General features: G+C 59.2%; 13 protein-coding genes. 5 read left to right on the top strand and 8 right to left on the bottom strand.

Annotated features, from left to right (window positions below; genetic code table 11):
• Positions 1-79 precede the first annotated feature (79 nt).
• The 4 genes from pflB to ACGG9J_RS01760 form a co-directional block, all read right to left on the bottom strand.
• Complete coding sequence (gene pflB / locus ACGG9J_RS01745; RefSeq protein ID WP_390133054.1) at positions 80-2455, bottom strand: formate C-acetyltransferase; 2376 nt, start codon at positions 2453-2455, stop codon at positions 80-82.
• Positions 2456-2696: 241 nt separating this feature from the next.
• Positions 2697-2933 carry a hypothetical protein gene (locus tag ACGG9J_RS01750; protein ID WP_390133056.1) on the bottom strand — a complete coding sequence of 79 codons (237 nt, stop codon included), beginning with the start codon at positions 2931-2933 and terminating at the stop codon, positions 2697-2699.
• Positions 2934-2938: 5 nt separating this feature from the next.
• Positions 2939-4618 (bottom strand): NAD+ synthase, encoded by a 1680-nt coding sequence (locus ACGG9J_RS01755; RefSeq protein WP_390133058.1) that lies wholly within the window; start codon positions 4616-4618, stop codon positions 2939-2941.
• 82 nt (positions 4619-4700) lie between these two features.
• Positions 4701-6383: an MFS transporter gene (locus ACGG9J_RS01760; protein WP_390133060.1), complete on the bottom strand. Its 1683-nt coding sequence runs from the start codon at positions 6381-6383 to the stop codon at positions 4701-4703.
• Positions 6384-6589: 206 nt separating this feature from the next.
• Here ACGG9J_RS01760 and ACGG9J_RS01765 point away from each other — a divergent pair, with 206 nt between their 5' ends.
• From ACGG9J_RS01765 to ACGG9J_RS01785, 5 genes are read left to right on the top strand one after another with little or no spacing between them, the layout of a single operon-like run.
• On the top strand, positions 6590-7297 hold the full coding sequence (locus ACGG9J_RS01765) for a TetR/AcrR family transcriptional regulator (RefSeq protein ID WP_390133062.1): 708 nt from the start codon (positions 6590-6592) through the stop codon (positions 7295-7297).
• The gene (locus ACGG9J_RS01770) at positions 7288-7644 is read left to right on the top strand and encodes a YccF domain-containing protein (protein WP_045924197.1); all 357 of its coding nucleotides are present in this window, start codon (positions 7288-7290) and stop codon (positions 7642-7644) included. The genes ACGG9J_RS01765 and ACGG9J_RS01770 overlap by 10 nt, the downstream gene beginning before the upstream one ends.
• A 28-nt stretch (positions 7645-7672) precedes the next feature.
• On the top strand, positions 7673-8212 hold the full coding sequence (locus ACGG9J_RS01775) for a peptidylprolyl isomerase (RefSeq protein ID WP_390133064.1): 540 nt from the start codon (positions 7673-7675) through the stop codon (positions 8210-8212).
• A gap of 12 nt (positions 8213-8224) precedes the next feature.
• Positions 8225-8716 (top strand): very short patch repair endonuclease, encoded by a 492-nt coding sequence (locus tag ACGG9J_RS01780; protein WP_390133066.1) that lies wholly within the window; start codon positions 8225-8227, stop codon positions 8714-8716.
• Positions 8682-9728, top strand: coding sequence for a Gfo/Idh/MocA family protein (locus ACGG9J_RS01785; RefSeq protein ID WP_390133068.1), 1047 nt, complete (start codon positions 8682-8684; stop codon positions 9726-9728). Before ACGG9J_RS01780 ends, ACGG9J_RS01785 begins: the two co-directional genes overlap by 35 nt.
• 103 nt (positions 9729-9831) lie before the next feature.
• On the opposite strand, the gene ACGG9J_RS01790 is transcribed toward ACGG9J_RS01785, so the two are convergent.
• The 4 genes from ACGG9J_RS01790 to ACGG9J_RS01805 all read right to left on the bottom strand — a co-directional run bounded on the left by ACGG9J_RS01790 (position 9832) and on the right by ACGG9J_RS01805 (position 14577).
• On the bottom strand, positions 9832-10839 hold the full coding sequence (locus ACGG9J_RS01790; protein WP_390133070.1) for an ABC transporter permease: 1008 nt from the start codon (positions 10837-10839) through the stop codon (positions 9832-9834).
• Positions 10836-11915, bottom strand: coding sequence for an ABC transporter permease (locus tag ACGG9J_RS01795; protein WP_390133072.1), 1080 nt, complete (start codon positions 11913-11915; stop codon positions 10836-10838). The genes ACGG9J_RS01790 and ACGG9J_RS01795 overlap by 4 nt, the downstream gene beginning before the upstream one ends.
• Positions 11912-13468, bottom strand: coding sequence for a sugar ABC transporter ATP-binding protein (locus ACGG9J_RS01800; protein WP_390133074.1), 1557 nt, complete (start codon positions 13466-13468; stop codon positions 11912-11914). The genes ACGG9J_RS01795 and ACGG9J_RS01800 overlap by 4 nt, the downstream gene beginning before the upstream one ends.
• Positions 13469-13602: 134 nt before the next feature.
• The gene (locus tag ACGG9J_RS01805; protein ID WP_390133076.1) at positions 13603-14577 is read right to left on the bottom strand and encodes an ABC transporter substrate-binding protein; all 975 of its coding nucleotides are present in this window, start codon (positions 14575-14577) and stop codon (positions 13603-13605) included.
• Positions 14578-14593 lie beyond the last annotated feature (16 nt).

The raw sequence follows: 14593 nt of genomic DNA on the forward strand, positions 1-14593 counted from the left end.
CGAAAAGGGGGCGGGGCCTTGGTGCGCCCCGCCCCATGATTCACCGTCGCATCAACGGCTGACTATCGCACAAGGGCGATCAGTCAGTCACCGCGCCCTGGTGGAAGGTGCGGGAGATCACGTCGAGCTGCTGCTCGCGGGTCAGCTTGACGAAGTTGACGGCGTAGCCCGAGACTCGCACGGTCAGGTGCGGGTACTTCTCGGGGTGCTCGACGGCATCCTCCAGCTGCTCCTTGCGCAGGACGTTGATGTTGGCGTGGTAGAGCCCGTGGCCGTTGCCGGCGTCCAGGATGCCCACCAGGTTGTTGATGCGCTCATCCTCGTCGCGGCCCAGGCCGTCAGGGGTGATCGTGTTGGTCAGCGAGATGCCGTCCAAGGCATCGTCGTAGTCGATCTTGCCCACGGAGAACATGGAGGGCAGCATGCCGTGCGAATCCATGCCGTTCTCGGGGTTGGCGCCGGGAGCGTACGGGGTGCCCTTCTTGTGGCCGGAGGGGAAGGACCCGGTGTTCTTGCCATACTCCACGTTGGAAGTGATGGTCAGGATGGACTGGGTCGGCACAGCGCCACGGTAGACAGGCAGACGCTTGATCTGGCCCATAACGGTGGAGACAGTCCACTTGGCCAGGTCGTCGGCGCGATCGTCGTCGTTGCCGTAGATCGGGAACTCGCCGACGGTCTTGTAGTTGACGATCAGGTCGTCGTCAGCGCCCTCGACATACTCAGGGGTGCCCTTGGCATCCTTGTTGTAGATCGGGTAGACCTTGGCGTACTTGATAGCCGACAGGGAGTCAGCGGCGATGGACAGGCCGGACATGCCGCAACCCAGGGTGCGGTAGACCTCCTTGTCGTGCAGGGCCATCTCAATGGACTCGTAGTCGTACTTATCGTGCATGTAGTGGATGATGTTCAGAGCCTCGACGTAGGTCTCGCTCAGCCACTCCAGGGCCTTCTCGTAATTGTCCTTGACCTCCTGGAAGTCCAGAGAACCGTCTTCCTTGGGGGTGACAGGCTTGATTACGTCCTTGTCGATGACCTGCATGCCGGTCATCTCGTCACGGCCGCCGTTCATGGCGTAGAGCAGGGCCTTGGCGGAGTTGACGCGAGCGCCGAAGAACTGCATCTGCTTGCCGACTCTCATGGGGGACACGCAGCAGGCGATGGCAGCATCATCGCCCCAGTGGGCGCGAATGTCCTTGTCGGACTCGTACTGGATGGCGGAGGTGTCGATGGAGATACGGGCGCAGAAGCGCTTGTAGCCCTCAGGCAGCTTCGGATCCCAGAAGATGGTGATGTTGGGCTCGGGGCCGGGTCCAAGGTGCTCCAGGGTCAGAGTGGCCAGCAGACGGAAGGAGGTCTTGGTGACCATGGGCCTGCCGTCGTCGCCGAAACCAGCGTCAGACCAGGTGGCCCAGTAGGGATCGCCCGAGAAGATGTTGTCGTAGTCCTTGGTTCGCAGGAAGCGCACAATACGCAGCTTCATCACGATGTTGTCGATGATCTCCTGGGCGTCAGTCTCGTCGATCAGGCCAGCGGCCAGATCGCGCTCGAAGTAGACGTCGAAGAAGGCGGACAGCCGGCCGATGGACATGGCGGCGCCGTCCTGGCTCTTGACGGAGGCCAAGTAGGCCATGTAGGTCCACTGGACAGCTTCCTTGGCGTTCATGGCAGGACGGCTCAGATCCAGGCCGTACTCCTTGCCCAGGTTCAGCAGCTGCTTCAGAGCCTTGATCTGCTCGGCGTGCTCCTCACGGAAGCGAATCCAGTGCTCGATCTCCTCCTCGGTGAAGTCGTTGCGGTAAGGAATCGAATCCTTGTCGGCCTTCTTGCGGGCGATCAGCTCGTCGATGCCGTAGAGGGCAACACGACGATAGTCGCCAATGATGCGGCCACGGCCGTAAGCATCGGGCAGACCGGTCAGAATCTTGTTGTGGCGAGCCAGCTTGATCCTCTTGGTATAAACGTCGAAGACGCCATCGTTGTGGGTCTTGCGATACCGGGTGAAGATCTTCTTGACCTCAGGATCGGGCTCCTTGCCGGCCTCCTTGAGGGCCTGCTCAACCATGCGCCAGCCGCCGTAAGGCATCATCGCACGCTTGCAGGGAACGTCGGTCTGCATGCCGACAATCACGTCGTCTTGTGTTTCGCCGGCAGGCTTGCCGTCGATATATCCGGCAGGGAAGGCGTCAATGCCTGCCGGGGTGTGGGTATCCACGTCGTAGACGCGTTGCTTGCGCTCTACGGCAAGGAAATTGTCGTCCAGGTAATTCCACAGGAACTTGGTCTTGTCTGTGGCCGGCGCCAGGAAAGATTCGTCACCGGTGTACGGCGTGTAATTCTTTTGGATGAAGTCGCGGACGTCGATATCCTTCTTCCAGTCCTCGCCCTTGAAGCCCTTCCAAGCCTTCGCTTGCAGCTCTGCGGGAGAGACGGTGTTGGTCTCAACTGCTGTCATAGTCAACTCCTTGTTGATATGGTCAATGGCGCTTCCTCACACCACTGTCACTTTCAAGTATAGGGTGCTCCATACCAGGAGAAACCAGAAAGCGACGTGAGCTATATCACACTCCGAAGCAATTCGCAATGGGCGCCACACCCGGATCTGGCAGGCTCGTCCAGCACACCGTCTGTGTCCCGATCTATTCAGGTCGCATAGCCGACGGTCACAGGCATAAGGGCATACTCCAGCATGAGCTTCATCTGTCAGCTGATGACTGCCTTTGCTCAGGATCACCGTCCCAAGCCTGCCGCCAACGACGGTCCTCTTCATCCCAGTCTTTGTTTCGCCGCTTGGCGATCTTCCAGGCATCGAGAGCCTCCTGCCTGCTGTTGTAGGGGCCCATCCGCCTGTCCTGTGGAGACAGTTTGCCCTGCTCGGGTCTGCCGGTGACGGTGTTGAAGTACCACGCTTTCCGCTCGTGCTCTGAACTCATGGCGGTCACTCCTTGAAGGCGTTAGTCACAGGCAGCCGACGGTCCCGGCCAAAAGCCAGGGAGGTGACCTTTGGCCCAAGCGGGTACTGGCGCCGCTTCCACTCGGCCCGATCCACCAGCCGCATGACCGTGTCGACCGTATCGGGATCGAAGCCGTCGGCCAGAAGGTCGGCACGACCATGTGCATGCTCGATGTACGCCTCCAGGACCTGATCAAGCAGGTTGTAGTCTGGCAGGGAATCAGAGTCCTTCTGCCCTTGGCGCAACTCGGCCGAAGGCGGCTTGACGATGGAATTGACCGGTATGGGCTCGCGTTCACCCCGTGCCTTGGCCTGAGCGTTACGCCAACGGGCCAGCTGCCAGACCCGTGTCTTGAGAAGATCCTTGATGGGCGCATAACCGCCGACGGCATCGCCATAGATAGTTGAGTAGCCACAAGCCAGTTCGGATTTATTGCCTGTGGCCAGTGCCAGAAGCCCTTCAGCATTGGCATAGGCCATGACGATGACACCGCGTATCCGGGCCTGGAGGTTCTCTTCGGCGACTCCGTTCAGATGCAACTGGCCTTGGAAAGCATCAAATTCCGGGCCTATGGATTGGACCACATAGCGTACGCCCAGACGCTGAGCCAGATCGGCGGCATCATCACGGGAGCCTTCCGAGGAGTAGCGGCTGGGCATGGAGATGCCGCGCACATGCTCCCCTCCGCAGGCATCGGCAGCCATGGTAGCCACCAGGGCCGAGTCGATCCCGCCAGACAGCCCCAGGCAGACGCCAGTGAAGTGATTCTTGGCCATATAGTCTTTCAGCCCCATCACGCAGGCCAGATAGACCTCCTCGTCCCCAGGCACCTCTTCAGCCATGCATGACTCGCTGGGCAGTGGGCGCTCCCCTGGTGCAGGCAGGGTCCAGGTGGACAGATCCTGAACGAATCTGGGCGAGCGCTCCAGCAGGGTGCCATCCTGGTCCACCACAAAACTGCCGCCGTCAAAGACCAGATCGTCCTGCCCGCCCACCTGGTTCAGGTAGAGCAAAGGTGCGTTGACCTGCTTGGCCCGGCGAGCCGCCAGCTCGTAGCGGACATGTCCTTTGCCCTCTTCAAAAGGGGAGCCGTTGATGGTCACCAAGAGGTCGATGTTCCTGCCAGCCAGGTCGCTGATGGGATCGCCCTCCTGCCAGATGTCCTCGCAAATGGCCAACCCTATCCGGTGCCCCTGCACCTCCAGGACCACAGTCCTATCCCCCGGGGTAAAGATCCTGTACTCGTCAAAGACCCCGTAATTGGGCAGGAAGTGCTTGTCGTAGCCGGCCTCGACCCGACCCTGGTGCAGGACCACCAGCCGGTTGCGGGGCCTGTCCTGATCCGTATCAGTGCCCACGGTCCCCACAATCACATACAAATGGCCCAGACCCTGCACGTCCAGCTCCCTGGCCAGACGGTCGGCCCGAGACCAGGCGGCCCGGCGGAAACTGGCCCGAAAGGCCAAGTCCTCGATTGGGTAACCAGTCAGGCTCATCTCAGGAAAGACCACCAGGGTCGCCCCCTGCTTAGCTGCCTTATGGGAGTAGTCCATAATAATGTCGGCGTTGCCGTCAAGATCGCCCACACAGGTGTCGATCTGAGCCAGAGCCACCAGCAGATCGCCATCCCGCTGCGGCTGTTCCTCTTGTATGCCCATATCCATGATTCTAAACCGTGCCAGGTCCGCCTGACAGGCAGACAGTCCCGAGCAGGGACCGATGCGGAAAAGGCAGATCGCGCAGGCCTCAGACCTTATCGGCGCCAGCCTTGCGGGCGGCCCGACGCACCAGCACCGAGGCGACCAGTCCCAAAAGAAGCAGCAGGACCGCAAAGCCCATGGCCCACTGGGCGCCTTGGATAAATCCCTCAGTCAATGCATTGGTCACTTGAGGACCCAGTACTCCCAGTCGGCCCCGGGTGCCCTGAGCCCGCATGCCGACAATGGCGTTTCCAGCAGAGGACTGAACCGATCTGGCCAGGCCATCGGCCATCTGCGTTGAGATCCCCTTGAGTGCCGTCAGATGTCTTGGCAACACCAAGCTCAGAGCCAGGGAGAGAGCGGAACCGGAGACAGCGGCACCTAGGGCCGTCCCCCATTGACGAATGGTGGACTGGGTGGCCGAAGCCTGACCGGACTGGGCCACCGGGACACCTGAAAGCACCAGGCTGGTCAGCTGTGCTGAGGCAAAGCCCAGACCGGCACCGTAGACGATCAGAGTAAGGGTCATAGGCCAGACCGGCACAGACCCGCGCATGAGGAAAATGGACAAAGCTACACCGACGATCTCCATCAAGAGGCCTGTCTGTACAGTGCCGCCGGCTCCCAGACGGGCTGAGACCACCCGGGCCAGACCGCCGGAGACCACTGACCCGAGGGCCATGACGCCCAGAATGGATCCGGCACCCAGGGGACTCAGGCCTCTGGCATTAATCAGATAAAGGGGCAGGATAAACATGACCGCGAACTGACCGGCGTTGACAATTGCGGCCGTGAGGTTGCCCCAGCCAAAGGTGCCGATGGCGAACATGGATATGTCTAGGATGACCATCTTGCCCCTGCGCGCCCTGGCCAACTCGGTCAGCGCAAAGACGACCAGCAGGGCTAGCCCCAGGAGCAGGCTGACCGGGACCGGCGACAGGGGTGCCGATGCCGACCAGCGCAGAGAACCCAAATCGAGTGCAGCACGGGGGCGCCACCAGCCATAGGTCTGCCCCTCGATCAGCGCAAAGACCACCAAGGCCGACCCCAAGGCCGAAAAGAGTATGCCCTTCCAGTCAGCAAGCATCCCCAACCGGTCCCGGGTCTGCCGGGGCGATGACTTGGTTTCGGGCACATAGATCGCGCTGGCCAGGAGGACGATCAGCCCCAGTGGCAGATTGACCAGGAAGATCCACCGCCATCCGATGGTGCTGGTGAAGACCCCGCCTAGGAATGGACCGACCGCCGCAGCAGAAGACATGACGGCCCCCCAGATCCCGAATGCAGTGGCCCGGTGACGACCCCGGAAGGTGGCAGACACGGTAGAGAGAGTGGATGGCATGACCAGGGAGCCACCAATACCCTGAACAAGCCGGGCCAAAAGCAGCAGTGCACCAGAGGAGGCCAATGCAGCGAAGACGGAACCCAGCACAAAGATGACCGTACCCACCTGCAGGATCCGCTTGCGTCCGATCATGTCCCCCAGCCGACCGGAAGGCAGGAGCAAGGCCGCCAGGACGATGCTGTACAGAGCGGTCACCCATTGGGCTTGAGACAGGTTGATGTGGATGGCAGCGATAATGGAAGGAATGGAGACGTTGACGATGGACGAATCCAGCACGATCATGGCCAGACCCAGGGCCAACACCCAGAGGGCACGCCAGGGCGGCGCTGCCTCCTGAGACTCCTGACTGCCTTTCTTCACGTCCATACTTGCCGATCCGGTCATCAGATCTCCCCTTAACATAGTCTGCGATTTTTTGCGACTATACGTCGCGAAAAGCCCGCTGGCAAATTCACTCAGCGCGGACAAGCCTCACGCTAAAAAGGCCTTTGCAGTTTGGCACAGCTCCAAAGAGGCCATATCATGTGCCCCATGACCGGCCGAGCTCGATTCACAATCGCTGCACCCAGCAGGCCGGACCAAGGAGGACCATGCCCAGGATTCGCGAATCCACACTCCAGGAACACCGCGCCAAAACCCTGGACCAGATCATCGCCGCCGCCGAAGCCATCCTGCGCACCCGCGGACGAGGCCAACTGACCATAGCCGAAGTGGCCCGACGCGCCAATCTGGCCCGGAACTCCCTCTACCGTTACGCGAGAGATGCCGACCAGCTCTGCGACATGGTCATGGAACGGCACCTGCCTGACTGGGGTCGTACCCTGGACCAGGCCCTGGGCCAGACGGACGACCCGCGCCGGACGATCGAGGTCTGGACCCGAACCAATCTGGAGCAAGCCGGACTGCACGGACACGGCTGGCTGATGAACCTTTACGCCGAACAACACGACGAACAGTTACGCCAGGCCCTGATCTACGGCAGCCCCTCGAAACCCCATGAGCCCGCCCCAAGAAGCGATCGGTCCACAGACCGGCAGATCCAAGCCCTGATGGACTTCCACCGACAGGTCAACCAGCCGCTGATCCAGGCATGGACAGCCCTGCGGCCAACAGATCCGGCTATGGGCGTGGAGGTGACGCGAGGCATTGTTCAATCAGGCATGCGCCTGATCGATGCCCTGGACCAGGAGCTTGCCACCGAGCAGCGGCCTAAACGACTGACTATCATCATCGAGAAGGTGACCGCCTGCGCCAAGGCCGTCACCGCCACCCTGACGGAAGGATCCACATGCGCCTGATCGGCAACATCTGCTGGCTGCTGCTGGGAGGACTGGCCATTGCCCTGGCATGGGCCCTGATAGGCATCCTGCTCTGCCTGACCGTGGTGGGCATCCCCTTCGGTCTGCAGGCCTTCAAGATGGCCAGACTGACTTTGACCCCCTTTGGCCGACAGGTCATCTATGGAGGCGGGCTGGGATCTTGGCTGGCCAATCTGCTCTGGATCATTCTGGGCGGCTGGTGGCTGGCCCTGGCCTATCTGGTGGCCGGACTGGTCACCATGCTGACTGTGGTGGGCATCCCCTTCGGCCTGCAGGCCTTCAAGATGGCCCGCCTGGCCCTGATGCCCTTCGGATCCTCAGTGTGAGTCGCCATCTTATGAAAGGATTGGCGACATGAGCACAGTTATCATGCATACCTCGGAGGGCGATATTCGCCTGGATCTCTTTGACGATAAGGCCCCTGAAACCGTAGCCAACTTCCTGGACCTGGCCGCAGGCCGCAAAAACTGGACCGACCCCGAGACGGGCCAGAAGCGTCAGGATCCCTTCTATGACGGCCTGACCTTCCACCGGATCATCAAGGACTTCATGATCCAGGGCGGCTGCCCCCTGGGCACGGGCACGGGCGGCCCAGGTTACGAGTTCGATGACGAAATCGATCCCTCTCTGACCTTTGAGGAACCCTACAAGCTGGCCATGGCCAATGCAGGGCTGCGCCGGGATCCTGCCACAGGAAAGACCCACGGCACCAACGGATCACAGTTCTTCATCACCACCGTGCCCACCCCTTGGCTGAACGGGCACCACACCATCTTCGGCCAAGTGGCCGATGATGATTCCCGTAAGGTGGTTGACAAGCTGGACGCCGTGGCCACCGACTCGGGCGACCGTCCCCTTGAGCCCGTCTTCATCAACAGCGTCGAAATCATCTGAGCCAGGCCGGGGATGGTTTCCAGAAAGACACCCAGCAGATTCCAGCCCGGCACACGCAGCTACACCATGTCCCGAATCAGGGGCACGGAGACATCAATAGAACGCCAGGTCCGGTCCTACCTCTTCTCGCGCGGTCTGCGGTTCCGCAAGAACGACAGGAGGTATCCGGGCCATCCTGATGTGGTTCTGCCCAAGTGGAAAGCCATGGTATTCGTCAATGGCTGCTTCTGGCACATGCATCAGGGCTGTGCCAAATTCTCAATTCCCAAATCCAATGTGGAATATTGGACCACCAAGCTGACAAGGAACCGTCTGCGGGACCAGGAGCAGGGTAAAAGGCTGAAAGCCATGGGCTGGCGGGTCTTCACAGTCTGGGAGTGCCAGCTGGATGCCCGCCATGCCCAGGAAACCCTGCAGACACTGTATGAGGCCATCACAGCAGATGGTGATTCAAACGAAGGAGTCAAGGATGAGCAGATTGAACGGCAAACGACAAGAGGCTGAGCAGAAAGGCATGCAGGTCAACTTCGCTATTCTTGGCGCCGGACGGATAGCCAACGCACTGGCCAAGACCGTAGTCATGATGACCGCAGACCAGCGGTACAGCCATCTGATCGCCCCCTACGCCGTAACCTCCAGGGATGGGGAACGCGCAGCCGCCTTCGCCAAAAGATACGGATTCGCGCACTCCTATGGGTCCTACCAGGAGCTTCTGGATGATCCCGCAGTGGATCTGGTCTACATCGCCACGCCTCACAGCCTCCATGCCGAGCAGGCCATCGCCTGCATGAAGGCCGGAAAGAACGTTCTGGTCGAGAAGTCCTTCACAGCCAACGCCGATCAGGCCAGGCAGGTTATCAAGACATCCGAGAGCACCGGCCTGCTCTGCACCGAGGCCATCTGGACCAGGTACATGCCCTCGCGCTCCATCATCGACGGCATAGTCTCCTCAGGAGAGATCGGCACCGTCAGAACGGTCACTGCCAACCTGGGATATATGACCACCAGCAAACCCAGAATGACCGACCCGGCCCTGGCTGGCGGGGCGCTGCTCGACGTGGGCGTCTACCCGCTCAACTTCATCGACATGGTCATGGGACCCAAACCCATTGAACGGGTCTGCACAGATTGGGTACGCAGCCCGGAAGGCGTCGACAGCCAAAACTCCACGACCATTTTCTTCCAGGATGGATCCATGGGGGCAGCAACCAGTTCCATGGTCTCGGACAGCGATCGGACCGGCAGCATCTGGGGTGACCAAGGTTACCTGCAATGCGTCAATATCAACAACGTGGAGTCCATCGACCTTTACGACGGGGATCACAAACTGAGGAAGCGCTACCCCATCCCCGACCAGTTGACCGGTTATGAGTACGAGGTGGCCAGCACGGCACAGGCCATCCTGGACGGCAAGACCGAGTGCGCCCAGATGCCCCATAAGGACACCCTGCGCATCATGGAGCTCATGGACTCCCTCCGCCGCCAGTGGGGGCTGGTCTATCCCTTCGAATCATGAACTGACAAATAAGCCGTTTCTGGGTCCCTGCATGCGAATAAGGGCTGATGTCGCAATCATCACGGCATCAGCCCTTATTCAGATCATCCGGAAAAACTCTGCTTCATTCCTTTCTTACGAAGGTCACCAAACGCTGAAGGATGACGAAGACCAGAATCATCAGACCAACCACGATGGTGACTGCCTCGGCAGGGACGCCGAAGTCCGAGGTCAGAGGATCAATGATCGAGCGGACCAACGCACCTATGACGGAGCCCAGCACGTAGCCGTAACCTCCGGTGATCAAGGTGCCGCCGATGACGACCGCCGCCACAGCGTCCAGTTCCCAGCCAACGCCCATGGTGTTCTTGGCTGAACCGATGCCAGCCACATAGACGATGGAGGCAATGGAGGCCAGGACAGCCGAAGTCAGGTAGATGACATACTGGGTACGCTTGACCGGAAGGCCCATCAGCTCCGCCGAGGACCGGGAACCGCCGATGGCATAGATGGTACGGCCTGTCCGCGTCTTGTGGAGGATGACATAGCTGACTGCCACAACCACCAGGGCAATGACCACGCCGAAGTTCAGCGAAAGGTCATTGGAAATCTTCGGGTTGTCGATGATCTTCAGACCCTCACCGCCTATCCAGCTGAAGTTGTTGTTCTCCGGCATATTGAGCGAATCGGTCGAGATAATGGAGGCTATTCCCCTGGCCAGGAACATGGTGGACAGCGTAGCGATGAAGGGCTGCATATTGAACTCTTCAATAAGCACGCCAGCCAGAAGTCCGAAGACCGCACCGATGGCGATCATGATGACGATGACCAGTGGCGCTGGTACGCCGGCAATCATGAGCTTGACACCGACCACGCCAGTGATGGCCACTATGGCCCCCACGCTCAGATCAATGCCGCCCGTAAGGATGGGGAAGGTCATGGCTACTGCCAGGATCACCAGGTAGGCATGATCCATGAACAGGGAGGACATGAACCCCAGCCGAATATAGGTGCCGAAGAGCGCCTGGCCCATGATCAGCATGAGCAGGAAGATGACCACGGCAGCGACTGTCGGAATGGCCCTAGGGCTCAGACGGAAACTTGCTTGTCTGCTTGCACTCTTCTTCATCATGCCACCACCTCTGCAGACTGCCTCATAGCTCGCCTGCGTTTGAACTCAGCGACTGCATTGTGCACCTTGGGCGCCTGCATGACGCAGATGATGATGACCACCACAGCGAAGAAGGCTGGCGTAGCGGCTGAATCAATGCCCAAGGTAATGATGGTCTTGCGGATCATCGCGATGATTACGGCACCAAAAGCGCTTCCCAGCAGCGAGAACTTGCCGCCCAGCAGGGAGGTGCCTCCAATGACCACAGCCAGAATGGCGTACATCTCAAGGTCCTGACCGGTCTTGACCACGTCGACCCTCATCACTGATGCGGTAGCGAAGAGTCCTGCTGCAGCCGCCAGCAAGCCGGAGATGGCGTAGACCAGGAAGAGGATTCGCCGAGGCTTGATGCCGGTCATTCGGCTGGCCTCCTGGTTGATGCCCACCGACTCGATCATCATGCCGGCGGCCGTTTTCCTCATCAGAAGACCAACCAAGCAGACGATGATCACTGCTATGACGAAATTGGCTGGGATTCCCAAAATGAAGCCATTGGCCATCCAGCGCAATGGACCGCTACCAGCCACGCCTGAAGCGTCGGCATTCTGTCCGTTGGTGATGACCTTGGCCAGTCCTCTGCCAGCCAGCATCATAATCAGCGTAGTGATGAAAGGCTGGAGCCCCAGTATGGAGACCAGGGCGCCGTTGATGCAGCCCAAAACCAGGCCCACGGCCAAGGAGATCAAAATGGCCAGCCAGACGTTTACCCCGCTGAGCAGCAACTGCATAGCTGCAGCTCCCGCCACAGCCATGACTGAGCCGACCGAGAGGTCAATGCCTGAGGTCGAAATGACCAGGGTCATGCCGGTGGCAATCATCAGGTATCGTGCAGACTCCTGGATCATGGTGATCAGAGGTCCAGCCAAACCGCCAGTACGCGGATTATAGGACAGGCTGAGGAAGGAATGATCGACCATGGTGCAGACCAGAATCAGAGCGAGGAAGGCGACCACGCTCCAAATCAGCTGATTGCCGAATATGTGGCGCAGGAAGGATGGACCTTCATCCTCCGATTGCTTCTTGGCGGGCTTGCTCATCTTTCCTCCTTTCCTTGAGATTGTCCAGAGACCGAGGTGTTGGCAATGTCTTCCACGATGGTCTGCTGGGAAACCGTTTCGTCGTTATCCATCAGGTCGATCTTGTGACGGTCCTTGAGGACGGTTATCTGATCGGAGAGACGGACGACCTCATCCAGCTCGGAAGAGATGAAGACCACGCTCATACCCTGAGCGGCCAGATCAAGCACCGTCTGCTGGATCTCCGCCTTGGCGCCGATGTCGATTCCTCTAGTCGGCTCGTCCAGGATCAGCAGCTCTGGATTCGTAGCCAGCCACCTGGCCAGAAGGACCTTCTGCTGGTTCCCTCCTGACAGGTTCTTGATCAGCCGGTCAGGATCAGCCGGTCGAACGTTGAGCTCCTTGATGTACTTGTCGACTATCCGGTCGGCTTCCTTCCTGGGGATCGGCCTGAACATGCCCCGAGTGGCTTGAAGGGCCAGAATGATGTTCTCCCTGACCGTCAGATCGCCAATGATTCCTTCATCTCTTCTGTTCTCTGTGGAGTAAGCGATCCTATTCTTCAAAGCGTTGGCCGGGCTGTCTATGGAGATCTTCTTCCCCTCAAAGGTGTAGGTCCCCTTGTCAGGTTTGTCCGCGCCAAAGAGCAGACGGCCGATTTCGGTTCTGCCTGAACCCAGCAGGCCCGCCAGTCCCATGATCTTTCCCTTATAAAGATCCATATCGAAGGGGTAAATGGTACCTTTTCTTCCGAAGCCGCGGACACTGGCCAGTGGCCGATCCGTTGCAGATTGGGATGCCGCTTTCCTTGACTTGGTCCCGATCAGCGAGAGCTCATCGGCATTCTTCCCAATCATCTTGGTGATAAGGACATCGCGCGGCATGTCCTTGACCATGGTTTCCTCGACGAATTTGCCATTACGCAGAATGGTCATTCTGTCGGCGATCTCGTAGACCTGGTCCAGGAAGTGGGAAACGAACAGTATGGCGATCCCCCTGTCCCTTACCTTGCGCATGATCCGGAAAAGATCCTGAACCTCATTGGCGTCCAGCGAAGATGTCGGCTCATCCAGGATCAGGACCTTGGCATCGATGACCATGGCCCTGGCGATGGCTACCAGTTGCTGCATGGCTATGGATATCTCATTGAGCGGGGTGTGAGGATCCAGATCCGTCAGGCCCATCTGAGCCAGATAGGTTTTAGCTGCCTCATGGGTCTTGCGCCAGTTGATGCCCAGGTGCCCCCTTACCTCGTGCCCGAGCATGACGTTTTCGCCCACGCTCAGGTTGGTGCACAGGTTGACTTCCTGGTAGACCGTGGCGATGCCGGCGTTCTGCGCGTCGGCTGTGCCGTTGAAAATCCTGTTTTGGCCGTTGACGGTGATGGTTCCCGCGTTGATTTTGTATACCCCGGTGAGCGCTTTGATCATGGTCGATTTGCCTGCGCCATTCTCCCCCATGAGTGCATGAACCTCACCGGGGAACAAACGCAGATCGACATTATCGAGCGCCTTGACACCTGGGAATTCAATGCTGATTCCCTTCATGGAGACCAAGGGTTCTTCTTTTGTCATTGTCTTGCCTCATCAAACTGAATGCTGATCAAGGGGCGGTACCGCGGCTTCAAGGCCCTTTCCCGCCCATGAAAAACGGCGTACCGCAACCTTCCCGGGTGCGCCGTCCTGTGTCCTATGCGATCAGCGATAGATCAGTACGCTCTGGAATCGATGACCTTCTTGGCCTCGTCGGCGGTGAAGACCTTCGAATCAATGACGATGTTCTTCTTGACTTTCTTGCCGTCCAAATAATCCTTAACGGTCTTGGCGGTCGTTTCGCCGAAGAGCGGGTTGTACTCGATTACCAGCGACAGATCGCCGTCAATCAGAGCCTTCAGAGCTGGCTTGGTGCCATCGATGGTGATGATCTTGACCTTGCCCTTAAGACCTGCGGCATCGACAGCCTGTGCAGCGCCCAGGCCCATCTCATCGTTCTGGGAGAAGATGAACTGGACATTCTGGCTCTTGTACTTGTCAAGCAGACCTGCTGTGACGGTCTTGGCCTCGTCAGTGGACCAGTTGGCCGACTGGCTCTCCAGAACCTTGATGTTGCCACCGATCTTGGAATCCCAGCCCTTTTGACGGTCCTTGACCACCGACAGACCGGCAGGCCCCTCCAGAATCAGGCCATTGGCTCCATTAGCGAAGTTCTTGTTGACGAACTCTGCCGCCTGCTGCCCTGCCCACTCGTTGGAAGGCCCGATGTGGGATGCGACCAGGCTCTCGTCCTTGGTCTGCACGTTACGGTCGACCAGGAAGACCGGGATCTCGGCCTCCTTGGCCTTCTTCAGAGACTCATCCCATCCGCTGTCCTCGGTGGAGGACAGGACGATGGCATCAACCTCGTCATTGACGAACTTGTTGAAGGCCTGGATCTGCTTCTGCTGATCGTTGTTCTGGGTCGGTGAATAGATCATGTTGAATCCGGCATTCTTGAAAGCCTTCTTCAGGTCGTTCTCGTTGGCCGTTCGGAAACCGCCCTCTGGACCTACGGCAACAAAACCGATGGTCTTCTGCTTGTCGCCGCCCTTGCTGGAGCTGGATCCGGAAGAACCGCAAGCTCCCATGGCCAGGACCGCAGCCGAGGCCGTGGCGATGGTCAGCGCCTTCTTCAGTACTTTGTTCATTGTTCTCCTCCTTGAG

It is taken from the genome of Bifidobacterium apicola (assembly GCF_042846865.1).
GTDB lineage: Bacteria > Actinomycetota > Actinomycetes > Actinomycetales > Bifidobacteriaceae > Bombiscardovia > Bombiscardovia apicola.